Source organism: Neoluteolibacter marinus, from assembly GCF_014904755.1.
In the GTDB taxonomy this organism is placed as follows: Bacteria; Verrucomicrobiota; Verrucomicrobiia; order Verrucomicrobiales; family Akkermansiaceae; genus Haloferula; species Haloferula marina.
Window position 1 is genome coordinate 1 of sequence record NZ_JACZFQ010000208.1, and the last position, 306, is coordinate 306.

Sequence of the window (306 nt, forward strand, 5' to 3'; positions counted from 1 at the left end):
CCGGCGTTTTTTGCCGATTGATGAGCGCAATCACGTGATGCTGGCGCGCTCTCGCTCAGGTGGAGGATCGGTGTGGTGGAACCTCATCAACGTCGTGCGACACGATCACAACTGGTTCGGTATGGACGCTGTCCGTGAGCGTCTCCCGCCGGAGTTTGATTACATCGAACTCAAAGCCGTGCAGGTCGGGCAAGGTCTCACTGCGGTCGTCGCCGAATTTCACCTCCAAGACGAGGCGGCGCAGGCGCTTGACGTTGAGTGGCACAAGCAACACGAACCTTTGCTGCTCTGGGAACGTCCGAGACC

General features: G+C 59.2%; 1 protein-coding gene. It reads left to right on the forward strand.

What is annotated here, in order from left to right; genetic code table 11:
* Nucleotides 1-306, forward strand: a 306-nt coding sequence (locus tag IG178_RS24505) for a hypothetical protein (RefSeq protein WP_193215214.1), incomplete at both ends; no start/stop codon positions are given.